Annotated in this window: 20 protein-coding genes and 2 pseudogenes; 10 read left to right on the top strand and 12 right to left on the bottom strand. The window is 71.5% G+C overall.

Annotated features, from left to right (window positions below):
- Positions 1–107: 107 nt before the first annotated feature.
- Together ACIRR8_RS17135 and ACIRR8_RS17130 are read right to left on the bottom strand one after the other, a co-directional pair.
- Positions 108–2,102 carry a CocE/NonD family hydrolase gene (locus ACIRR8_RS17135; RefSeq protein WP_404064887.1) on the bottom strand — a complete coding sequence of 665 codons (1,995 nt, stop codon included), beginning with the start codon at positions 2,100–2,102 and terminating at the stop codon, positions 108–110.
- A 48-nt stretch (positions 2,103–2,150) separates the two neighbouring features.
- Positions 2,151–3,650, bottom strand: coding sequence for a peptide MFS transporter (locus tag ACIRR8_RS17130; RefSeq protein WP_404065517.1), 1,500 nt, complete (start codon positions 3,648–3,650; stop codon positions 2,151–2,153).
- A 158-nt stretch (positions 3,651–3,808) separates the two neighbouring features.
- On the opposite strand from ACIRR8_RS17130, the gene ACIRR8_RS17125 reads away from it, so the two are divergent.
- The 5 genes from ACIRR8_RS17125 (at position 3,809) to ACIRR8_RS17105 (ending at position 9,235) form a co-directional block, all read left to right on the top strand.
- The gene (locus ACIRR8_RS17125; protein ID WP_404064884.1) at positions 3,809–4,819 is read left to right on the top strand and encodes a polyprenyl synthetase family protein; all 1,011 of its coding nucleotides are present in this window, start codon (positions 3,809–3,811) and stop codon (positions 4,817–4,819) included.
- A gap of 301 nt (positions 4,820–5,120) precedes the next feature.
- Positions 5,121–6,383, top strand: coding sequence for an outer membrane lipoprotein carrier protein LolA (locus ACIRR8_RS17120; RefSeq protein ID WP_404064881.1), 1,263 nt, complete (start codon positions 5,121–5,123; stop codon positions 6,381–6,383).
- Positions 6,384–6,472: 89 nt separating this feature from the next.
- Positions 6,473–7,471, top strand: a complete 999-nt coding sequence (locus ACIRR8_RS17115) for an ABC transporter ATP-binding protein (protein ID WP_404064878.1) — start codon at positions 6,473–6,475, stop codon at positions 7,469–7,471.
- Complete coding sequence (locus ACIRR8_RS17110) at positions 7,458–8,417, top strand: ABC transporter permease (protein WP_404064876.1); 960 nt, start codon at positions 7,458–7,460, stop codon at positions 8,415–8,417. Before ACIRR8_RS17115 ends, ACIRR8_RS17110 begins: the two co-directional genes overlap by 14 nt.
- 227 nt (positions 8,418–8,644) lie before the next feature.
- Positions 8,645–9,235, top strand: coding sequence for a TetR/AcrR family transcriptional regulator (locus ACIRR8_RS17105; RefSeq protein ID WP_404064874.1), 591 nt, complete (start codon positions 8,645–8,647; stop codon positions 9,233–9,235).
- 44 nt (positions 9,236–9,279) lie between these two features.
- On the opposite strand, the gene ACIRR8_RS17100 is transcribed toward ACIRR8_RS17105, so the two are convergent.
- Positions 9,280–9,600, bottom strand: coding sequence for a cold-shock protein (locus tag ACIRR8_RS17100; protein WP_404064872.1), 321 nt, complete (start codon positions 9,598–9,600; stop codon positions 9,280–9,282).
- Positions 9,601–9,881: 281 nt separating this feature from the next.
- Here ACIRR8_RS17100 and ACIRR8_RS17095 point away from each other — a divergent pair, with 281 nt between their 5' ends.
- Positions 9,882–10,430 (top strand): hypothetical protein, encoded by a 549-nt coding sequence (locus ACIRR8_RS17095; protein ID WP_404064870.1) that lies wholly within the window; start codon positions 9,882–9,884, stop codon positions 10,428–10,430.
- A 117-nt stretch (positions 10,431–10,547) separates the two neighbouring features.
- The gene (locus tag ACIRR8_RS17090; protein ID WP_404064868.1) at positions 10,548–12,650 is read left to right on the top strand and encodes a SpoIIE family protein phosphatase; all 2,103 of its coding nucleotides are present in this window, start codon (positions 10,548–10,550) and stop codon (positions 12,648–12,650) included.
- 105 nt (positions 12,651–12,755) lie between these two features.
- Here the strand turns inward: ACIRR8_RS17090 and ACIRR8_RS17085 are convergent, their stop codons facing one another.
- From ACIRR8_RS17085 to ACIRR8_RS17075, 3 genes and pseudogenes are all read right to left on the bottom strand, one after another.
- Entirely contained in the window at positions 12,756–13,562 is an 807-nt protein-coding gene (locus ACIRR8_RS17085) for an HAD family hydrolase (RefSeq protein ID WP_404064865.1), read from the bottom strand.
- 69 nt (positions 13,563–13,631) lie between these two features.
- Complete coding sequence (locus tag ACIRR8_RS17080) at positions 13,632–14,105, bottom strand: hypothetical protein (RefSeq protein WP_404064862.1); 474 nt, start codon at positions 14,103–14,105, stop codon at positions 13,632–13,634.
- 53 nt (positions 14,106–14,158) lie between these two features.
- Positions 14,159–14,287, bottom strand: a pseudogene (locus tag ACIRR8_RS17075) (DUF397 domain-containing protein); the annotation flags it as partial.
- A gap of 536 nt (positions 14,288–14,823) precedes the next feature.
- Here ACIRR8_RS17075 and ACIRR8_RS17070 point away from each other — a divergent pair.
- Positions 14,824–15,786, top strand: coding sequence for a DUF4157 domain-containing protein (locus ACIRR8_RS17070; RefSeq protein WP_404064860.1), 963 nt, complete (start codon positions 14,824–14,826; stop codon positions 15,784–15,786).
- Between the two features lie 55 nt (positions 15,787–15,841).
- On the opposite strand, the pseudogene ACIRR8_RS17065 reads toward ACIRR8_RS17070, so the two are convergent.
- The 3 genes and pseudogenes from ACIRR8_RS17065 to ACIRR8_RS17055 form a co-directional block, all read right to left on the bottom strand.
- Positions 15,842–15,988: pseudogene (locus ACIRR8_RS17065) on the bottom strand (DUF397 domain-containing protein); the annotation flags it as partial.
- Positions 15,989–16,539: 551 nt separating this feature from the next.
- On the bottom strand, positions 16,540–16,929 hold the full coding sequence (locus tag ACIRR8_RS17060; RefSeq protein WP_404064857.1) for a VOC family protein: 390 nt from the start codon (positions 16,927–16,929) through the stop codon (positions 16,540–16,542).
- A gap of 61 nt (positions 16,930–16,990) precedes the next feature.
- Positions 16,991–17,446, bottom strand: a complete 456-nt coding sequence (locus ACIRR8_RS17055) for a VOC family protein (RefSeq protein ID WP_404064854.1) — start codon at positions 17,444–17,446, stop codon at positions 16,991–16,993.
- 37 nt (positions 17,447–17,483) lie between these two features.
- Here ACIRR8_RS17055 and ACIRR8_RS17050 point away from each other — a divergent pair, with 37 nt between their 5' ends.
- Together ACIRR8_RS17050 and ACIRR8_RS17045 are read left to right on the top strand one after the other, a co-directional pair.
- The gene (locus ACIRR8_RS17050) at positions 17,484–18,107 is read left to right on the top strand and encodes a CGNR zinc finger domain-containing protein (RefSeq protein ID WP_404065514.1); all 624 of its coding nucleotides are present in this window, start codon (positions 17,484–17,486) and stop codon (positions 18,105–18,107) included.
- 28 nt (positions 18,108–18,135) lie between these two features.
- Positions 18,136–18,525 carry an SRPBCC domain-containing protein gene (locus ACIRR8_RS17045; RefSeq protein WP_404064852.1) on the top strand — a complete coding sequence of 130 codons (390 nt, stop codon included), beginning with the start codon at positions 18,136–18,138 and terminating at the stop codon, positions 18,523–18,525.
- Between the two features lie 13 nt (positions 18,526–18,538).
- Here ACIRR8_RS17045 and ACIRR8_RS17040 read toward each other — a convergent pair whose 3' ends face one another.
- The 3 genes from ACIRR8_RS17040 to ACIRR8_RS17030 form a co-directional block, all read right to left on the bottom strand.
- Positions 18,539–19,009 carry a hypothetical protein gene (locus ACIRR8_RS17040; RefSeq protein ID WP_404064850.1) on the bottom strand — a complete coding sequence of 157 codons (471 nt, stop codon included), beginning with the start codon at positions 19,007–19,009 and terminating at the stop codon, positions 18,539–18,541.
- 66 nt (positions 19,010–19,075) lie between these two features.
- Complete coding sequence (gene rarD, locus ACIRR8_RS17035) at positions 19,076–20,050, bottom strand: EamA family transporter RarD (protein ID WP_404064847.1); 975 nt, start codon at positions 20,048–20,050, stop codon at positions 19,076–19,078.
- 139 nt (positions 20,051–20,189) lie between these two features.
- On the bottom strand, positions 20,190–21,050 hold the full coding sequence (locus tag ACIRR8_RS17030) for an SDR family oxidoreductase (protein WP_404064844.1): 861 nt from the start codon (positions 21,048–21,050) through the stop codon (positions 20,190–20,192).
- Positions 21,051–21,211: the final 161 nt, after the last annotated feature.

The raw sequence follows: 21,211 nt of genomic DNA, 5'->3' as shown, positions 1-21,211 counted from the left end.
CCCCAACTGTGCCTATTGCCCGGAAAGTTCGAAGGGTCCCCCGGAAATCCGGGGGACCCGACCACGTAGGAGGGACTGAGTGACAGGGACTGAGTGACAGGGACCGATCACCCAGCCGTGCGCGGGATGCGCTTCTCCCAGGTGCGGTGGAAGACGATCTCGCCACCGTCCTTGCAGATCACCTCGTCGGAGGTGATGAAGTCGACGTCGTCGGCGGTGATCTCGGAGCGCGTCTCGATCTCCACGTCCCAGGCCATCTCCGGCCGGTGCAGCCGGATCCGCCAGTCGCTGCGGGTGCGCGCGGAGAGCGGGTCGTCCTGCTGGATCGTGTACGTCTCCAAGGCGTCCTCGGTGAATTCGAGGCCGTCGGGGTAGACCCGCGTACCGCCGTAACGCGGGTCCACCTCAAGCCGCCACTCGCCCTTGGCGACATCGCGGACGACGAGGCGTTCGGGGCGCGGCTCCTCCAGGGTGACCGGGTAGACCACGCCGAGCGGTTCGGACTGTTCCGGTTCGCCGAAGGTGATCGCCGGGTCCTCGGTGTGGCGGCGCACCGGCAGCTCGACGAGGCTGCCGTCGGTGTCGAGCGTGAACCCGGCCGAGCCGGCCTGCGGCCAGATCCAGGGCCAGTACGAGGAGGAAACGGCGATCCGGATGCGGTGGCCGGGCGGGAAGGTGTGGCCGATGCCGTTGAGGTCGAAGACCACGTCCTCGGTCTCGCCGGGCGTCCAGTCGTCGGTGCGGTCGCGGCCGTGCCGGGCGGCGAGGTTGAGGACGCCCCGGGTGACCAGCGTGGAGGAGCCGTCGGGCGCCACGTCGCAGAGCCGCGCGATGACCTGGCCGCGCGGGACGTCCATCCGGAGGCGGAGCTTCACCCGCGGCCGGCCGAGAATCTCGATTGGCGCCTCCGCCACCGGGAACTCGAACGACACCGACTTCGCGTCCTCGTCCCGCTGGTCCGGCGGGAGGTCCGCCTCGTTGCCGAACGGGAAGAAGCGGCCCGCGTCCAGCCCGGTCTGCTGCGGCGAGGCGACGATCCGCTCACCGCCCTGGAGCGCGTACGCCACCGGGTTGACGTTCTCCGAGGGCCAGGAGGCGTCCCCGACCCAGCGGCCCGGCAGCGTCTCGTACACCGTGGCGGGCCGGTGCGAGCCGCTGATCCAGGACCGCAGCAGCGGCTCCCGCATCACGCCCGTCTCCTTGCCCTTCAGGTGCTGGTCCCACCAGCGCAGAGTCTCCTGGAGGAAGCCGATCGCGGGCCCCGGCGGCAGTCCCCGGTCCGGGTACTGGTGCGACCACGGGCCGATGATCCCGCGCACCTGGCCCGGGTCCAGGTGCTCGACGAGCCGGAGGACGGTGTCCCGGTACGGGTCGTGCCAGCCGCCGACCGCCAGCACGTTCGCCTTGATCGCGCCGTAGTCCTCGCAGACGCTGCCGTGCTTCCAGTAGTCGTCGCGGCTCTGGTGGGCCAGCCAGGTGTGGGTGAAGGGCTCGACGGCCTCCAGCCGCTTCAGCCACGTCTCCTTCCAGCCGTCGCCGACCTGCGCCGGGTCCGGCGGGCGGGAGACGAAGGCGAGCATGGTGGCGGCCCAGGCGTGCATGTCGACGGCGAGGACCGAGCCGCCCATGTAGTGGACGTCGTTGTCGTACCGGTCGTCGGCCGAGCAGACGGTGACGATCGCCTTCAGCGGCTCGGGGGCGAGCGCGGCGATCTGGAGCGAGTTGAAACCGCCCCAGGAGATCCCGAACATGCCGACCCGGCCCGAGCACCACTCCTGCTGGGCCAGCCAGTGGACGACGGCGACCCCGTCGGCCAGCTCCTGCGCGTCGTACTCGTCGCCCGGCAGCCCCTCGCTGTTGCCGTGGCCCCGGACGTCGACCCGTACGGAGGCGTAGCCGTGGCCCGCGTACCAGGGGTGGCGCTGCCAGTCGCGCGGGGCGGTCCAGTCGCCGAGCCGGTAGGGCAGGTACTCCAGCAGCGCGGGGACCGGTTCGTCGGTCAGGGGCCGCCAGACGCGGGCGTAGAGCCGGGTCCCGCCGGACAGCGGGATGTACACGTCCTCGCGGGTGGTCTCGTACGGGAACTCGGTCGTGATGTTCATGGGTCACCTCGGTGGGGGACGGGGGACGCCTCTACGGGGCTGCTGGGGCTAGTGGACGGGGTGCATCGTGCGCTTCAGCCAGGGCGCGGCGGCGATCATCGCGAGGCCGGCGGCGACGGCGATCGCACCGTTCACGCCGAAGTAGGCGGGCGTGGAGACCTCGCCGTACAACTTCACGACCTGGGCCTGGATGCCGTTGGCGACGGCCAGCGACAGGAACCACAGGGCCATCGTCTGGCTGGCGAACGCCTTCGGGGCGAGCTTGCTGCTGGCCGAGAGGCCGGAGGTCTCCAGCAGGACGTCACCGAGGCCCAGCAGCAGGTAGGAGCCGACGATCCACCAGGCCGCCATCTTGTACGTGTCGTCGGCGTGGCCCGAGGTCGGCAGGACCATCAGCAGGAACGACAGGCCGCCGAGGATCACGCCGAAGGCGATCTTGTTGGAGGCGTGCGGCTGGCGGCGGCCCATCCGTACCCAGGTGGCGGCCACCACGGGCGCGAGCGCCACCTCGAAGGCGCCGAGCGCGGAGGCGTACCAGCTGGCCGGGAAGGTGAAGCCGAAGACCTCGGTGCGGGCGTTGGTGGAGGCCAGCAGGATCATCGTGGAGTACGCCTGGAACAGGATGAAGTTGAAGACGACCGATCCCAGGAAGAGCACGATGTACGGGCGGAGCCTGCCGCGCTCCTCGGCGGTGACGCGCGGGCTCTTGAACATGACCACGAAGTACGCGATCGGCGCGATGACCGAGACGACCGTGAGCACGTCCACGAACCGGTCGATGGTGAGCCAGCCCGCCAGGGCCAGCGCGGTGGCGACGACGGCGACCAGGACGGCCCCGCCGATGATCAGCCGGACCGCGCGGCGCATGGCGGCCGGGGCGAGCGCGAATTCGGCGCCCTCCTTGCGTCCGACCAGGTGACGGCGGCCCGCCACGTACTGGACCAGGCCGAAGGTCATGCCGATCGCGGCGGCCGAGAAGCCCCAGTGCCAGCTCCAGTGGTCGCCGAGCCAGCCGGTGACCAGCGGCCCGGCGAAGGCGCCGATGTTGATGCCCATGTAGTAGAGCGCGAAGCCCGCGTCGCGGCGTTCGTCGTCGGTGCGGTAGAGCTTGCCGACCATGGAGGCCACATTGGGCTTGAGCAGGCCCGTTCCGGCGCTGATCAGGCCGAGCCCGACCCAGGTCATCGCGTCGGTCGGCACGGCCATGGAGTAGTGGCCGCAGGCGATGAGGATGCCGCCGTACAGCACGGCCCGGTACGAGCCGAGGATCCGGTCGGCCAGCCAGCCGCCGGCCACGGAGACCAGATAGACGAGGGTCCCGTACGCGGCCGACACGGAGGCGGCGGTTCCGGGGTTCATGCCCATGCCGCCGTCGGCCACGGTGTCGGCGAAGAACAGCACCAGGATCGCCTGCATGCCGAGGAACGAGAACCGCTCCCAGACCTCCAGGCCGGACAGGGTCATCAGGCCCCGTGGCTGGCCGAAGAAGGCGCGGTCGTCCTCGGGCGGGGGCCGGTCCGGCTCGGTGTCGGCGGTCGCGTGGGACAAAGTGGACACTCCTGATCGTATGAGCTGATCACGAACATACCGGCGGAGGTGGGAAGCCGCCCACGGTGATCCATAGGAGACCGGATACGCTGAGTTGATTCGACAGACAGCGACACATCGACAATGAGTGTGATCGTCAGCAGACAGGAGATGCCCTCGTGACCGTCGTCGGGCCGTTCGGACTGCACGTGCGGGACCAGGCTCTTGAGGCCGACGTCCAGACGGGCCTGGCCGCTGTCGAAGCGGGGCTGATCGAGGCCACCAAGAGCGATGTGCCCTTCATCACGGAGGCCGCCCAGCACCTGGTGCGGGCGGGAGGCAAGCGGTTCCGCCCGTTGCTGGTCATGCTCGCGTCACAGTTCGGCGATCCGGACGCGCCGGGTGTCGTCCCCTCGGCCGTCGTCGTCGAGCTGACCCACCTGGCCACGCTGTACCACGACGACGTGATGGACGAGGCCGACGTACGCCGCGGAGTGGAGAGCGCCAACACCCGCTGGGGCAATTCGGTGGCCGTCCTCACCGGCGACTTCCTGTTCGCGCGCGCCTCGCACATCCTGGCCGACCTCGGCCCCGACGCCGTACGCATCCAGGCCGAGGCGTTCGAACGGCTGGTCACCGGCCAGATCCTGGAGACCGCGGGCCCGCGCGACGGCCGCGACCCGGTCGACCACTACCTCGACGTGCTCAGCGGCAAGACCGGCTCGCTGGTCGCCGTCTCCGGCCGGTTCGGCGCGCTGATGGCCGGCGCCGACGAGCGGACCGTGGACATCCTCACGCAGTACGGGGAGCGGCTCGGCATCGCGTTCCAGCTCGCCGACGACGTCCTCGACATCGCATCCGACACCCACGAGTCCGGCAAGACCCCCGGCACCGACCTGCGCGAAGGCATCCCGACCCTCCCGGTCCTGCGCCTGCGCGCCCAGGCCGCGGAGGACGGCAAGCCCGACGACCTGGAGCTCGTCGAGCTGCTCGACGGCGACCTCGGCGACGACGACACCCTCGCCGAGGCCCTGCGCCGGCTCCGCGCCCACCCGGCGCTGGAGCAGGCCCGCCAGGACACCGTCCGCTACGCCCAGGAGGCGCGCGCCACGCTCGCGCCGCTGCCGGAGGGGTACGCGAAGTCGGCGCTGGAGGAGCTGTGCGACGCGGTGGTGCACCGCGCGGGCTGACGGTGTGGTTGCACCGCGCGGGCTGACAGCGCGCGCGGTGCGTTCCCTCAGGGCGCTTTCCTTGGTTGACGACGCGTCACCCAGTGGACCGCCCGAGGCCCTACCCCTACGGGATGGCTGATGTACCCCGTCCGGTTGTCATACCGGAGCAGTAGTCAGGTTGATCCCCGGGGCTGACGCTTCAGACCGCCCGATTTGGTCAGATGGATAACAACCACTCCTGACCACATCGGGTGAGAATGGCGGCAGGGAGTGGGCGGGCAACCGGACGGAAGCCGCCGACCACGGAGGTAGGGCACACATGGCACCGAACGACAGCGCAGAGACCATCGGCGAGGCCACGGGCACTGTCGTGGGCCGTCGGAAGGCGGCGCGCTACATCGTCCCCGTCGCGGTCGCGGGGGTGGCGGCCGCGACCATCGGGCTCGTCCCGGCACTCGCCAACCCCGGCGACCCGGACCTGCCGAAGATCAGCGCACAGGAACTCATCGAGAAGATCGCCGCTTCCGACGAGGAGCAGCTCTCCGGAACCTTCAAGATCAGCACGGACCTCGGCCTGCCCCTCGACGGCCTCGCGGGATCGTTCCTGCCGGGCGCCGACGGCGAGGGCAAGGACGGCGGCGCGGCCGCGCCAGAGGACAAGCTCATGGAGCTGACGTCCGGCACGCACACGCTGCGGGTGGCCGTCGACGGCCCGGAGAAGCAGCGGCTCTCCATCCTCGGCAAGGCCTCCGAGTACAGCGTCATCCACAACCAGGGCGAGGTCTGGGCGTACGACTCGGAGTCCGACGAGGTCTACCACGCCGAGGCGCCCGAGGGCGCGGGCGCCGAGAAGGAGGCCCCGAAGGCGCCCAAGGGCGTGCCGGCCACGCCGAAGGACTTCGCCGAGCAGGCGCTCGCGGCGGTCGGCGACACCACGTCGGTCACCGTGGACGGCACCGCGCAGGTAGCGGGCCGCGATGCGTACCAGCTGGTCATCAAGCCGAAGCAGGAAGGCTCGACGGTCGGTTCGGTACGGATCGCGGTGGACGCGGAGAACGGCGTTCCGCTGAAGTTCACGCTGGCCGCGGCGGACGGCGGCAAGGCCGTGGTCGACGCCGGCTTCACCAAGGTGGACTTCGCCAAGCCCGCCGCCTCCTCGTTCGACTTCACCCCGCCGAAGGGCGCCAAGGTGACGGAGGCCGACGAGCTGGAGACCGGCAAGGACGAGCACGGCAAGGCGCAGAAGGCGCTCCCGGAGCAGTTCTCCGGCCAGATCCCGGGCCTGGAGGGGCTGGAGGGCGCCGAGGGCGTCAACGTCATCGGCAAGGGATGGACGTCGGTCGCCGCCATCGAGATCCCCGGCGGCAAGGGCCTGCCCACGGCGGGCTCGGGCGACGTCCCGGCCGAGGCGCAGGGCTTCCTGGACGCGCTCGGCGACAAGGTCACCGGCAAGTTCGGCTCGGGCACGGTCTTCAAGACCCGCCTCGTCAACGCCCTGCTGACGGACGACGGCAAGGTATATGTCGGAGCGGTGACGAAGGACGCGCTGGTACGGGCGGCCGACGGCGCCAAGCAGGGCTGACGGATCACCCGGTCCTCCCGCCCCGTCGCGCACCCGCGCGGCGGGGCGGTCCGGCTCCCCACCCGCGTGTGCTGAGAGGTGCGACCGGCATGACGGAGACAGCGACAGCCCCGACGTACGGGGCCGGCGGCCGCCCCGGCCCCGTCATCGGGACCCCCGTCATCGAGACCCGCGGCCTCACCAAGCGCTACCGAGGCGGTCAGCCCGCCGTCGACGGCCTCGACCTCACCGTCCCCGGTGGCAGCGTCTTCGGCTTCCTCGGCCCCAACGGCTCCGGCAAGACCACCACCATCCGGATGCTCATGGGCCTCATCGACCCCACCTCCGGCACGGCCACGGTCCTCGGCCGCCCCATGCCCCGGGCGGCCCGCACGGTCCTCCCGGAGGTCGGCGCGCTGATCGAGGGGCCCGCGCTGTACGGCTATCTGAGCGGCCGTGACAATCTCCTACGGTTCGACCGCGCCGACCCCACCGCCGACCCGCGCACCCGCCGGACCCGCGTCGCCCACGCCCTGGACCGGGTCGGCCTCGCCGCCGCGTCGGCCAAGAAGGCGAAGGCGTACTCCCTCGGCATGAAACAGCGCCTCGGCCTCGCCGCCGCCCTGCTCCGGCCGCGCCGCCTGCTGGTCCTGGACGAGCCGACCAACGGCCTGGACCCGCAGGGCATGCGGGAGATCCGCTCGCTGGTCCGGGAGCTGGCGGCCGAGGGGACCACGGTGTTCCTCTCCTCGCACCTGCTGGACGAGATCGAACAGGTCTGCACGCACGCGGCGGTGATGGCCCGGGGCCGGCTGCTGACGCAGGGTTCGGTCGCCGACCTCGCCGCGAGCGCCCGCGGCCGCCTCGCCGTCACCACGCCGGACGCGGCCGACGCCGTCCGCGTCCTCCAGGCACAGGGCCTCACCGGCCTGGCCGTCGACGGCGACCGCCTGACCGCCGACGCCCCGCCCGCCGCCGTGGACCTCGCGGACCTCAACGCGGCGCTGGTGGGCGGCGGGGTGCGGGTGCGGGCGTTCGGGATCGAGGGCGGGTCGCTGGAGGACGCGTTCGTGGCACTGACGGGAGAGGGATTCGATGTCGCAGGCTGAGGCCGCCCCCAAGGACCCGAAGGACCTCGAGGCCCCCACGGCCCCCGAGGCCCCCACGCCCCCGGAAACCACCCGGCCCCGGCCCCGCCCCCGTAACCCCCTGTGGACCCTCGGAATCCTCCGCTCCGAGATCATCACCGCCACCTTCCGCCGCCATCGGACCTACGCGCTCCTCGCGGTGCTCGCCGCCGTCCCCGTACTCATCGGGATCGCGATCCGCATCGAGACGGGCGGGGGCGGATCGGCATCCGGCGGCGGGCCGGACGGCGGGGGAGGCCCGGCGTTCCTGACGCAGGTCACCAACAACGGCCTCTTCCTGGTCTTCGCCGCCCTCGCCGCCACGCTCCCGGTCTTCCTCCCGATGGCCGTCGGTGTGGTGGCCGGTGACGCGATCGCGGGCGAGGCGAGCGCCGGGACCCTGCGCTATCTGCTGGTCGCCCCGGCGGGCCGGACCCGGCTGCTTCTGGCCAAATACGCGTCGGTCCTGGCCTTCTGTCTGGTCGCGACGTTCGTGGTGGCGGCCTCGGCACTGGCGGTCGGCGCGCTGCTCTTCCCGGTGGGCGAGGTCACGACGATCTCCGGTACGCGGATCGGCTTCGGCGAGGGCCTGGTGCGGGCCGCGCTGACGGCGGCGGTCGTCGCGGCGTCCCTGGTGGGGTTCGCCGCGCTCGGGCTCTTCGTCTCGACGCTGACCAACAGCGGGATCGCGGCGATGGCGGCGACGATCGGCCTGCTGATCACGGTGCAGATCCTGGACAGCATCCCGCAGCTGAGCGGTATCCACCCCTACCTGTTCCCGCACTACTGGATGTCGTTCGCGGACGTCCTTCGCGAGCCGGTCCACTGGGAGGAGCTCAGCAAGAACTTCCAACTCCAGGGCCTGTACGCGGCGGTGTTCGGCTCGGCGGCCTGGGCCCGCTTCACGGCGAAGGACATCACGGCCTGAGCCGGGCAGGGCGGTCGTCCGATGGCCGGATCGGATCGGTGAGCGGTCGTCCGCGCCGTCGGCCGGGCGAGCCGTCCCCCGATCGGCTCGTCGCGGCACGAACGGCACGAACGTTGCGGAGGTCGGAACGAGCCGACACGGTACGTTCCGTTTCCGCATGGGTATTCTTCGGCCTATGACGACTACCTGTCAATAAGGAATGGCTCAAACCGTCCTATGCTCACCGGATGATCCCACCGCCCAGTAGTCTGCGCCGCAGCGAGAAGTCCCGCCGCGCGACGCTGCAGGCCGCCCTCGACCTCTGTACGGAGAGGGGGTACGGGCGCACGACGATAGAGGCCATCGCGGCCCGCGCCGGTGTCAGCAAGAAGACGATCTACCGCTGGTGGCCGTCAAAAGGGGCGGTGCTGCTGGAGGCGTTCACGGACGCGCTGGTGGACGCCACACCGTTCGTGGACACGGGTGACATCGGTGCCGACCTGCGTACGCATGTGGCGGGCGCGGTGAAGCTGCTCACCGTGCCGCCCTTCGGACCGGCCTACGCGGGCATCCTCTCCGAGCTCCACCACGACGACGTACTCGCCCAGGCGCTCAAGGACCAGCTGGTCGACCCGCGCGTCGAACAGGCGGTGGCCCGGCTGCGCAGCGCCCAGGACCGGGGCCAGATCCCGCCCGGCGCGAACCTGCCACTGGCCGTGGAGATGCTCTACGGCCCCCTCTACTACCGCCACGTCCTGCGCAAGCCGGTCCAGGACGAGGAGACGATCGCGGCCCTCGTGACCCATGTGCTGCGCGCGCTGGGGGCGCCGGGGTACTGACGCGCTGACCGCCCAGGAGGCCAGGAGGCCAGGAGGCCAGGAAGTCAGGAGTCCGAGTCGAACTCGATCCGGACATCGGACAGCGCGTCCATATCCGCCTCCTCGTCGTCCTCGTCCTCGGCGTCGTCCCAGCCGGTCCCCGGGTCGCCGGGCCGCTGTACCCGCAGTGCGCGATAGGCGTAGCCGTCCTGTTCGGCCTCCTCCCAGGTGAAGAGGACGGTCTCGCCGGGGTCCAGGGAGGCGAACGCATCCGGGTCCGGTGTACGGACGGCCGAGAAGTGGGCCCAGACCTCGCCCGGGACCTCGGGCGAGACCAGGACGCCCCAGCCGGATTCGTCGTCCCAGGAACGGACGGTGCCACGCACCGGATGATTGCTGATGTTTCCCCCTGCGGGCGGGACCTGGTGATTGCCGAGGATGCGGCCCCACCTTTTTATCGCCCATGATCGAAAAGATCAAATCTCTTTAAAATCAATGGCGTTGTACGCGATTCGGATGATGGGCTCAAGGTGACCGGGCGGCACCTGTTGCTGCTCACATCCGAAACGGGGAAGCCTTGCAGAAAGAACGAAACGAACTGATCCAACCCCTGGACGCGGCACCGGCTTCGGCGCGAAGCGTGAACGTGGGGAGGCGGGCAGGGCGCATGGCCGTCCTGGCCGGTGTGGCCGGAGCGCTGGTGCTCGGAACGCTGGGTGTCGCACAGGCGGCGCCGTCACCGGCGGCCCAGGAGACGACCGTCTTCACGCCGAAGAAGCAGAGCTACAAGACGCCCAAGAAGAAGCAGAAGGCCGGAATTCTCAACGCCCAGGTCAAATTGACGGGCAAGTACCCGACCTACTACCCGATGGCCTGGTCCTTCAAGGTCACCAACAAGAAGCTGAAGGCCATCGCGCGTTCCAAGATGAACTGCACGGCCACCGGTCTCAACGGTAAGTACCACGACAACCACCCCGCCATCCCGGTCGGTTACGAGTGGCACTCCAAGGTCGGCAGCAAGAAGCGCCCGCACAAGAAGAAGAAGGTCTACACCCTCTCCGGAACCTGTGTGTTCAAGGTGGAAGTGGCCGGCAAGCCCGGCAAGGCCACCGTCGGATTCTCCTTCAAGTACGCGATGAACCCGAGCAAGGGCAAGAAGGGCGCGTCGCGGAGCGGCGCTCCGGCCGTCACGACCAAGGTCGTCCTCGACGGCTGACCGTCACACCTCCGCCCCTCACCGGTGGCCGCTCCAGCCATGCCGGGTGATGCTGGTCCGGCACGTGCCGGTGCTCCGGGGCAGCGGTGTGCCGGAGCTTGAGGGGCAGGTGGAGCCGTGTCGTACGCCGAGACCCCGGCCGGGGCCGGAACCCCTCCGGACGGCCTGGACGAGGCCCTGCTGGAGGCACTCTTCGCCCAGTCCGCGGTCGGCCTCCTCGTGCTCGATCCGCAGCTCAGACTCGTCCGCGCCAACTCCCTCGTCGAGGGCGTCGACACGGAGGAGTACATCGGCCTCCGCTTCACCGAGGCCTACCGGCTCGACGACCCGGACGGCTCCGAGCAGCTGATGAATCGCGTCCTCGCGGGTGAGGGGCCCGCACGCGACCATCTCGTACGCGGTCGGCTCCGCCGGATCCCCGGCGACCGGACCCTCCTGGTCTCCGCCTACCGCCTGGACGGCCCGGACGGCCCCGACGGCCCCGCCCTCGGTCTCCTGAGCGCCGTCGTCGACGTCACCGAGCAGGAGCGGGCCCGGGCCAGGGAGACCGTGCTGGCCGCCGTGCGGGACGCGGTAGGCGGTTCGCTGGACGTGGCCACCACCTGCCGGTCGTTCATCGACGCGCTGGTGCCCCGGTTCGCCGATCTCGCCGTCATCGAGGTGGTGGACGAGGTCCTGCGCGGCGCCGACCCGCCGGTGGGCCCGCTGCCGTCCGGCACTCCGCTGCGCCGCGCGGCGAGCGGTCGCTGCGAGACCCTCGGCGGCGAGGCGGCGGGCCGCCCGCCCGGCGGGATCCGCCGCCTCCCGCCCCGTACCCCGTACGCACTCGCCGTCGCCGACCTGCGCCCGCGCCGCGAACCGCTCACCGCCGACACCCCGTGGCTGCACGCCGACCCCGACGGCTCCCGCGTCCTCGTGGAGACCGGCGCGCACTCCCTCATCGTCGTGCCCCTCACCCTGCGGGGAGCCGTCCTCGGGCTGGTCAGCCTGTACCGGTGCGGGGCCTCCGAACCCTTCGACGAGCAGGACGTCTCCCTCGCCGCCTCCGCGACCACCCGCGCCGCCCTCGCCATCGACAACGCCCGCCGGTACGAGCGCGAGCACGTCATCGCCTCCACCGTGCAGCGCCGCCTCCTCCCGCAGGCCGAACGCCACCAGGCCGCCGTGGAGACCGCGCACGTGCTGCTGCCCGGCCGGGACAGCGGCTGCTGGTTCGACACGATCGCGCTCTCCGGGGCCCGTACCGCACTCGTCGTCGGCGGGGTCGCCGGGGAGGGGCTCCAGACGGCGATCGTGATGGGCCAGCTCCGTACGGTCATCCAGGCGCTGGCCGGTCTCGACCTGGAGCCGGAGGAGGTCCTGGCCCGCCTCAAGGAGACCGCCGACCGCCTGGCCGGCGAACGCGCGGCCCTGCCGCCGAGCGACTCGCTCCAGGGCGAACCGCTGCGAGCGGGATGCGTGTACGGGGTCTACGACCCGTTCACCCGCACCTGTACGGTCGCCCGCGCCGGGCACCCGGCACCCCTGATCGTCGGCCCCGACGGCCAGGTCGTCCGCCTCGACGTTCCTGAAGGCCCCGGCCTCTTCGACGCCGACAGCGACCTCTTCGCGCCTGTCACCGTCACCTTGGAGGAGGGCAGCGTCCTCGCGCTCTGCACGGCCGAACTGCTCGCCGACGCCCACGCCGAGGAACGCATCACCCGGACCCTGGCCCACCCCGGCCGCAGCCTCCAGCAACTCGGCGACGACATCGTGTACGAGCTCCCCGACGACACCCGCTCCGCCGGCGCGGCGCTGCTCCTGGCCCGTACCGGTACGGTCTCCGAACACCGCGTCGCCACCTGGGACCTGGCCCAGGAGCGCACGACCCCCGCCACGGCCCGGCTGCTCGTCCGCGACCGGCTCCAGGGCTGGGGGCTGGACGAGGACACCGTCGACTCGACCGAGCTGATCGTCAGCGAACTGGTCACCAACGCCGTCCGCTACGGCACCCCGCCGCTCCGCCTGCGCCTCCTGCTGGACACCACCCTCACCTGCGAGGTCCACGACGGCTCGACGGCCTCGCCGCACCTGCGCCACGCCCATGCGGTCGACGAGGGCGGCCGGGGCCTGTTCATCGTCTCCCGTCTCGCCGCGCACTGGGGCGCCCGGCACGGCCCGGACGGCAAGGTGCTCTGGACGGAACAGGACCTTCCGGGGGGCGGCGGCGGTACGCACTGACGGAGAGCGCCCCTCGGCGCCGGCAAACCGCGCCGTACGCTCCCGGAGTCCTCGGCCCAGGAGACAGCCTGAGCGAGCGCCCCCGCCCCCGCCCGGAGGCCCCGCTCAGCCGAACAACCGCTCCAGCACCGCCGCCACCCCGTCCTCCGCGTTCGTCGAGGTCACCTCGTCCGCCGCCGCCCGCAGCTCCGGATGCGCGTTGCCCATGGCCACGCGGTGCCCGGAACGGCGGAACATCGGCAGGTCGTTGGGCATGTCCCCGAACGCGATCGTCCCCTCCGCCCCGATCCCCAGCAGCTCGGCCGCCGCCGCGATCCCGGTGCCCTTGTCCACCCCGTAAGGAGCCAGCTCGACCGTGCCGGGCCCCGCCATGCTCACGCTCGCCAGGTCACCCACCGCCCCGCGCGCGGCGGCGGCCAGAGCGTCGTCGCCCAGCTCCGGGTGGCGGACCAGCACCTTGATGACCGGCCGCTGCCACAGCGCGTCCCGGGAGTCCACGCGGAGGGCGGGGAGCGTTGGGTTCGGCATCCGGTAGCCGTTCTCGATCAGGGTGACGCCGTCCACCCCGTCCTGGTCCACGGCCGCGAACACCGCTCCGACCTCCGCCTCGATCTTTCCGAGCGCGGTGTCGGCGGCCTCCCGGTCCAGGGTGACCGAGCGCAGCAGCCGCGCGGTGTCGGCGTCGTACAGCTGCGTGCCCTGGCCGCACACGACGAGCCCGGTGTACGCGAGATCCGCGAGCAGCGCCCGTATCCCGGGGACGGGCCTGCCGGTGACGATCAGGTGCCGGGCGCCTGCGGAGACGGCCAGGCCGAGCGCGGCGCGGGAACGGGCGCTGACGGTGTCGTCCGGGCGCAGCAGGGTGCCGTCCAGGTCGGTGGCGACGAGGGCATATGCGGGTGGCGTGGGCATGGGCCACAGCCTAGAAGGGCCCGGACGGCCGCTTGCGCGGGAGGGGAGGATCCGGTAGAAGCGGGGGCGTTACGGGAGCGGTCGGCCCGAAGCCTCGCTCGTACGGCGAATCCCGGCGAGCAGCCGCCGCATCCCGACCGCGTGCCCGCCCGACCCGAACACCAGCCGCCGGTACGCACGTCCCGCCACCCCGGGAAACGCGGCCCGGCTCTCGGCGCGCAGCCGTGTGCGGCCCGGGCCTCCGGGTTCGAGCCGGAAGATCAGTGCGTATGAGGAGAAGCGGTGGCGGCCGTGGAGGATCAGCCGCTCTCCGGGAGAGGCGGCGCGCACCCGGAAGCCCGGGAGCACCGATCCCTCCGCGAGCGGGCGAGGCCCGGACGGCCGGGTGTCGGCGGCCCGGACCAGCCGTGCGTAGGCGGCGGCCGGAGCCCGAGAGAAGGACCGCTCCAGCGCCGCGCACAGACCACGCCATACGTCGTCGGCCTCGGCGGCGATGACGGTGGTGTGCTCGTCGAGGTACGGCAGCGGGTCGGCCTCCTCCATCAGCGCCTCCGTCGATGTCGATTGCGGCCTGCGGCCTGCGGTCACTACGCCGTGCCGTGCGGGGCGGCAAGGTTGGTGGCGACCTCGACGCACGCTCCGCCGTTGTCGCTGTACGAGGACGTGAACCAGCGGGGGGTCTCGGACGCGGCTTCGTCACCAGGCGCCCTTTTGTAGCTGGTCAGTTGTGGCCGGGGAGATCTGCGGCTCCCGGGTCTTGCTACCCACGGCGGACGGGGTGAACGCGTCGGTGTGCCCCGCACCGTCATCAAGCGGGACCAGCCTGGTCGCCTCCCAAGGAGTGCTGGACTAAACGGGCTTGTCCGTGAGGCTGGCCGGGAGCGTGGTGATGACCCCCACCTTGTGGGGTGTCGGCCGACTCGTGTATCCAGGAACGTACCCTTCCGTTCGTCGAACTGAGGGTGCAGCAGGAGTCGACGCGACGAAATAGAGGGACGAGCGGATGCGCCAGCAGAGCAGGGCAGAAGAAGACGCCCGGAGCACCCGCCCGCCGGCCCGTCCGGAGCCCGTGGCCGGCAGTCCTGTGGGCCTTTCGGGGCTTCAGGCGAGCGTCGGCAACGCCGCGGTCGTGCAGATGCTCCGGCGTGCGGGCCACCGCGGGGCGACCGGATCGTCGCACCCCGGGCACGGCCCCGGATGCGACCACGAGCACGGTCAGCGGAACGAGGAGCCCGCGGTACAGCGTTCTTCCGTCCACGGCGTGCTGGGCAGTCCGGGCCGGGCGATGAACGACCCGGTCCGTAGGGAGATGGAATCTCGGCTCGGCGCCGACTTCTCCGACGTACGGATCCACGACGGCGCGGACGCCCGGGCTTCGGCAGCGGAGATCGGCGCCCGCGCCTACACCTCGGGAAGCCATGTGGTCCTGGGCAACGGCGGCGGCGACAAGCACACGCTTGCCCACGAACTGACCCACGTCATCCAGCAGCGGCAGGGCCCCGTGGCCGGTACGGACAACGGCTCCGGCCTGCGCGTCAGCGATCCGTCCGACCGTTTCGAGCGCGAGGCGGAGACGAACGCGCGTCGGGTGATGAGCCGGCCGCACTCCCCGCTCACCCATACCCACGACAGCCCGCACACCACCGAGGTGCCCTCTTCCGGCACCGTGCAGCGCATGCCCGCCGCCCGCCCGACGGTCAACGCGGGCACGAACGACGAATGGGAGGCCCACAACACCGCCGGCCGCGGGGACGGGATCGTCCTCAGCGGCCACGGCTCCTGGGACCAGGCGAACGGCGAGTTCCGGGTTCCCGCGGGCGTCAAGGTGCACACGTACTGCATGCACGGCAACACGGTCCTCGACGCCAACGGAGCCCGTGTGGAGAAGGGCGACAAGGACTTGCTGCCCCAGCGCATCCGCGACGGCCGCAGCACCATGCCCGACTACACGATCCATGCGCCCAGCGGTCTGGACATCCACGGTTCCCCGGTAGCGATCAGGGCCACCGGGAGCGGCTACGACGTGCAACTCGACCCGAGCCAGCCCGCCACGGTGACGGTCGCGAGCCTGAACGACCCTCAGCTGGCCGGTCGTTCTCTCACGTTCACCCACGATATCCAGCTGTCGGCACTCCTCCGCCCGGGCATGGGCAACGTCCACTTCGCGGCGTGCCTCCACCTGGAGATCCCCGGAATGGCGGGCAGGACACGCAACCAGGCTTAGAAGTAGAGCCACTTGGGGAGCGGAGGAGGCCGCCTGCGCGCGGCCGGGCGGCTTCTCAGGCCGCGCCGAACTCTCCGGCGCGGAGCCCCGCGACGAACGTCGTGAACGCGGTGGCGGGAACGGTGAGGACCGGGCCCGTGGTGGTGTCGTTCTTGGAGTCGCGGACGGGGACGATCCCGTGTGGGTCCGCGAGGTTGGTGTTCTCATGGAGCAGCTCCGTGCCCGTACGGCCCGCCTCAACGCTCGCAGTCGCGGCGAGGTGTTGTGAGCAACTCCCCGCAGTCGCACGCCCAATGGATGCCGCCGAGAGCCACGCGGGCGATGCGACGAGGTCCGTCCGGCTCGGCCGGATCACCGCACCGACCCGGAGGCTCGCGCTCCGGTGGCTGCGGCGGCAGGCCCGGCGGTTCGCGGACGCGCCGGACCCGGACCCGTACGCGCCGTGGGTTCCGGCCTGCGCGCTGCAACCGGTCACCGGCGACCGGTACGACGCTCCGGCCGAACTCCGGGACTGGGCGGAAGGAGGCGTGCCTCCTCTACGACCGGCCCCCGGCGCCGCACTCCTGGGACGTCACGGACCCGCTCGGGGACCTGGTGGCGGAGCAGATGAAGGAGGAGATCAGCCGCGAGCGGGACAAAGACGGGGAGGGGGACGAAGGTGAGGGTGAGGGGGGCGGTGTGACTTCCTCCGGTTGACGTTGTCCCTCCGCTCCTCCGTCCGCCCTGTCCGTTGATATTCGTTGCCGTCCGTTGCTATCCGCTCTGCGCGATCTGGATCAGGTTGCCGCACGTGTCGTCCAGGACCGCCGTCGTCACCGGGCCCATCTCCAGCGGCTCCTGCGTGAACCGCACGCCGAGGTCCCGCAGCCGGTCGAACTCCGCCCGTACGTCGTCCACGGCGAAGGCGGCGGCAGGGATGCCGTCCTCGACCAGGGCCGTCTTGTAGGGGCCGACCGCGCGGTGGCGGTCCGGTTCCAGGAGGAGTTCGGTGCCGGTGGGGTCCTCCGGCGAGACGACGGTCAGCCAGCGGTCCGGGCCGCCGAGCGGTACGTCTTGCTTCTTCACGAAGCCGAGAACCTCCGTGTAGAAGCGCAGGGCCTTCTCCTGGTCGTCGACGAAGACGCTGGTCAGGTGGATCTTCATGAGAGTGCTCTCCTGGTCGGTCGCAGTCGGAAGGGTCCTTAAGGGTCACGCGTGACCCTTATTAGCTCACGCAGAACTCGTTGCCCTCAGGATCTGCCAGTACGAGCCAGCTCCCGCCCGGCTCGTCGACCGCGTGCAGGATGCGCGCGCCCAGTGCCACCAGCCGCTCCGCCTGCGCGTCGCGCTCGCCGGGGCCCGCGTGGACGTCGATGTGGAGGCGGTTCTTCACCGTCTTCGGCTCCGGGACGCGCTGGAACAGCAGCCGCCGCCCCAGCCCCGTACCGCTCTTCTCGTCGTACGGGTCGTCCGGGTGCCGGATCGCCGCGAGGTCGCGCCAGGCGCGGCGGCCGTGGGCGTGGGTGGTGATGGAGTCGGGGACGGCTCCGGCGGCGAGCAGCTGCTCGACCAGAGCGCTGTTGTCCTCGATCGGATAGCCGAGGACCTCGGCCCAGAATCCGGCCTGCGCGTGCGGGTCGGCGCTGTCGATGACGAGCTTCCAGGACAGTGTGCGAGTCATGGAAACCGTTTATAGTGGTTACATGAGTACGAGCGCAATGGACACGCCGGAAGCAGGCGCGGGACGGGCCGCGCCTTCGGGGTTGGTGCTGGTGCATCCGGACGGCAGCTCGTTCCGGTTTGACCCGGGCGCGCTGTGTCTGGAGCTCCTGCCGACCGGTGGGCCCGGGCGCCTCGCGTACTTCGAGGTGCTGCACGGGCCCGAGGACCTGGTGCGCTGGGCGGACCAGAGCCGGCTGCCGGGTGGGCTCGGCCTCGCCGTGGACCCGGTCGAGGTGGCGGACGCGCGCCGACTGCGCGACGCGCTCTGGCGGCTGGCGGAGGCCCATGTGTCCGCGCTCCCGTCGGCGCCGGACGACCTCGCCACCGTGAACGACGCGGCGGCGCACCAGCCGCTGACGGCCCGGCTGACCGCCGAGGGGGCGCGGGAGTGGGCGCCGGGCGCGTCCGGGACCGGGCTGCTCTCCACCGTGGCGCGGGACGCCGTCGAGCTGTTCACGGGGCCGTACGCGCACCGGATCCGCACGTGCGGCGCCGACGACTGCCGCCTGCTATTCGTCGACACCTCGCGGCCGGGCAGACGGCGCTGGTGCTCGATGGAGCGGTGCGGGAACCGCCACAAGGTCCGGGCCCACCGCGCCCGGCTGACCACTGCTGACTGACGACTACGTGATTCAAGGGGTCTTCGCCATGCCTACCGGACTCACTCAGGACGCCGGCTGGGAGATCGGTGTCTCCCGCACGATCCGGCAACCGCCGCAGACTGTGTGGGAGTTCATCACCGGCCCGGAGGGCGTCGCGCTCTGGCTCGGCGTGGAGGGGCCGCTGCCGACGGAGAAGGGCGCTGCGTACCGTACGGCGGACGGCACCGAAGGCGAGATCCGCAGCTACCACCCGGGCGACCGTGTCCGCCTCACGTACGGCACGTCCACGGTCCAGGTCACGGTGTCGCCGGGCACCTCGGACGACCGGTCGGTGCTCCGCTTCCACCAGGAACGGCTGGCGAGCGCGGAGGAGCGGGAGGAACGCCGTATGCACTGGAAGAGCGTGATGGACCGGCTGGCGGCGGAGCTGTCCTAGCCGGTCTGCGGTTTCAGGCCGTACGCGGTCCGCCGCAGGCCGCGCAGGTGTGCCCGTCCAGCGCGGCCAGCAACCGCGCGGCGGCATCCCGTACGGCCGGCGTCTCCTTCGCCCCGGGCGCGGAGGCCAGCCGGGCCGCAGTGGAACGGTCCTCCGCCACCGCCTCGTGCGCGGCCCGGGTCCACTCCGGGCGCCGGGCGTGGTCCGCGGCGAGGATCGTGGCGAGCAGGTCCAGCACACCGGCCCGGTCCTTGACCGCCTCCGTCACCGCCAGCTCCCACAGGAACGGCACCGCGGCCACGGTCGCGTCGAACACGGCCGGTGCGCCGATCCACCGGTCCAGGTCGCTCAGCGCATCCCCGGCGGTCGGGCCGTCACCCCAGGCGATCCGCGACAGCATCCCGGGAACCTGGGACGCGGAGCCGTACGCGTGCTGCAGCTCGTGCCACCGCACGTTCCTCATCCCGCCCAGGACAGTCCCCATCCGGGCACTCAATCAGCCTTGTCGCACCGCGTCCACCGTGCCGGATGCCCGGTGGGACACGAGGTCCTAGGTGACCTTCTGCTGGGCGGGAGGTTCGGTGGGCGCCGGGGCCGCCGCCGCGGTGGCCAGGAGCTGGGTGGCCAGGACCCGGTTGCGGCGGGCGTTGCGCAGGGCGTCCCAGGTCAGGAGGGAGAGGGCCAGCCAGACCAGCGCGAAGCCGGCCCACCGCTCGGGCGGCATCTCCTCGTGGAAGTAGACGATGCCCAGCACGAACTGGAAGACCGGTGCCAGGTACTGGAGCAGCCCCAGCGTCGAGAGCGGCACCCGGATCGCCGCCGCCCCGAAGCAGATCAGCGGGACCGCCGTGACGATGCCCGTCGCGGCGAGCAGCGCCCCGTGGCCCAGCCCCGCGTCCCCGGCCGTGAACGTGGACGCGCCGGTGGCCGTCAGCCAGAGCAGGAAACCGAGCGCGGGCAGGAAGAGGACGGCAGTCTCGGCGGCCAGCGACTCCAGACCGCCCATGTTGACCTTCTTCTTGATCAGGCCGTACGTGGCGAAGGAGAACGCCAGCACCAGCGAGATCCACGGCGGCCGCCCGTACCCGATCGCCAGGACGAGTACGGCGGCCAGGCCGGTGGCGACCGCGATCCACTGGGCCGGCCGCAGCCGTTCGCCGAGCAGGAGGACGCCCATGGCGATGGTGACCAGAGGGTTGATGAAGTAGCCGAGTGAGGCCTCGACGACCTGGCCGTTGTTGACGGCCCAGATGTAGAGGCCCCAGTTGACGGTGATGGTCGTCGCCGCCACCGATACGAGCCCCAGCTTGCGCCGGTCGCGGACCAGCTCGCCGATCCAGGCCCAGCGCCGGACCACGAGCAGCGCGATCCCGACGACGGCCAGTGACCAGACCATCCGGTGCGCGAGGATCTCGACCGCCCCGGACGGCTTCAGGAGCGGCCAGAAGAGGGGGACGATGCCCCACATCCCGTACGCGCCGACTCCGTACAGCAGGCCGGCCCGCTGTTCGTTCTTCCCCTTCACGGGCCCCTCCCGGACTACCTGCGTCGGCGCGTCTGCCCGACGGGATGACGGTAACGCCGGAAGGGCCTCGTGTCATAGCCGTTTCAGGTAAACACTCATGACAGGCGCCTGGCCGGCTCGGGAGGGGCGGCGGTGCGGATCAGGCAGTGGCGAGCGCCGCTCGTACGGTCGTGGCCAGCGGGGTGGTCGGGCGGCCGGTCAGCCGGGCCAGGTCGCCGCTCGTCCCCGCGAGCCGTCCGCGCTCGATGGCCTCGTCCACGTCGGTGAGGATCGCGGCGAACCCCTCGGGCAGGCCCGCGCCGACCAGGATCTCCTGGTGCACGGCCGCCGGAACGTTCTTGTACGCGATCTCCTTGCCGGTCACCTCGGACAGCAGCGCCGCGTACTCGGCGAGCGACCAGGCGGTGTCGCCGCTCAGCTCGTAAGCCTGGCCGAGGTGGCCCTCGCCGGTGAGCACGGCGGCCGCGGCGGCCGCGAAGTCGGCGCGCGAGGCAGAGGCGATCTTGCCCTCGCCCGCGTTGGCGACGACCGCGCCGTGCTCCAGGACGGGAGCGAGGTTGGCGGTGTAGTTCTCCGTGTACCAGCCGTTGCGCAGGAACGTGTACGGCAGCCCGGAGTCCAGGATCAGCCGCTCGGTCGCCTTGTGCTCGTCGGCCAGGACGAAGTCCGCGTCCGGTCCGCCGAGTATGCCGGTGTACGCGAGCTGGGCCACGCCCGCCGCCTTGGCCGCCTCGACGAGCGCGGTGTGCTGCGCGACCCGCTTGCCGACCTCGCTGCCGGAGATCAGCAGCACCCGGTCGCCGGTCCGGAAGGCGTCGGCCAGCGTCTCGGGGCGGTCGTAGTCGGCGATCCGGAGCTCGACGCCCCGCGCGGCGAGCGCGGCGGCCTTCTCCTTGCTGCGGACGACCGCGACGACCTCGCCGGCCGGGACGGTGGCCAGCAGTTCATCGACGACGAGACGGCCGAGTTCTCCGGTGGCTCCGGTGACGACGATGCTCATGGGGGGCTCCTGTGGTGGGTGATGTCGTTCCCGACCGAGCGTAGGCGGAGCGCTAACTAATGGAAAGTACCCACTTTGAAGTAAGGTACTGGCATGGGAGTGAGTGAGGGAAGCACGGAGAGTGTGGCTCCGGTCGATCCGGCGGATCCGGTCGGTCTGGC

The sequence above is a fragment of the Streptomyces sp. NPDC101178 genome, from assembly GCF_044767965.1.
Taxonomy (GTDB): Bacteria; Actinomycetota; Actinomycetes; order Streptomycetales; family Streptomycetaceae; genus Streptomyces.
Note: the sequence above shows the minus strand (reverse complement) of the source record. Positions and strands in the feature narration are given on the sequence as shown.